The following is a 778-nucleotide window of genomic DNA, read 5'->3' on the forward strand; positions in this document are numbered from 1 at the left end:
TCTAAGAATATAACTAATGCATCAACAGAAAAGCAAAACTCTAACAGCGAACAAAAATTAAATTTCAATAGATGGAGAAATCCTCTAAATGGTATTTGTCAAATAAGAAGATTTGGCTATAACTCATTACCATTAAAAGCAAATGCTAGCTCCTATAATGAAAAAAATTTAGAACAAGCAACAAAAGTTGCATCGAGATTTAATCGTACAAGCTATAGGGCTAGTGGTATTCATCAGGGAGTAGATTTAGAAGCTGATAATGGAGTTAATATTTATCCTGTTTGTGTGGGAACTATCGCAAAAGTAATTCCCGCATATCCTGGTTATGGGAAAACAATTATTTTAGAATGTGATGTAAATGATTTACCTAGTTCAAAAAAAGTCTTAGCAAAAAATTTAGACACAATTTACTTTATTTATGCACATTTAAATTCTATAAATGTATCGGAAGGAGATAGTATAACGAATCTTGATACAGTTTTAGGAAAAACGGGTAATAGTGGTAATGCTGGGAGTATGACTAGAGTTGAAGATGGTTCCCATTTACATTTTGAAGTGCGTTCTGAAATAATGAAATCAATGGGTAAATCTGGAATGTCTTATAGATTAGATCCATTCCCATGGCTAGATAATTGTATGACAACTGAAAATGGTGTTAAAGTAAATAGGTAAATATATGATTAAGTATAAATTATGTCTGGCACTTATATTGGGAGCCTCAACAGTAGCTAATGCTGAGTTTAATATAGAAAATAATCCGAATCAGCCTGTATATATC

1 protein-coding gene is annotated in these 778 nt (G+C 31.4%); it reads left to right on the forward strand.

Translation table 11 applies throughout. The features are described 5' to 3' along the window. Positions 1-672, forward strand: a 672-nt coding sequence (locus HUN22_RS17425; RefSeq protein ID WP_174732007.1) for a M23 family metallopeptidase, incomplete at its 5' end; no start/stop codon positions are given. Positions 673-778: the final 106 nt, after the last annotated feature.

It is taken from the genome of Acinetobacter lactucae (assembly GCF_013344765.1).
In the GTDB taxonomy this organism is placed as follows: domain Bacteria; phylum Pseudomonadota; class Gammaproteobacteria; order Pseudomonadales; family Moraxellaceae; genus Acinetobacter; species Acinetobacter lactucae_A.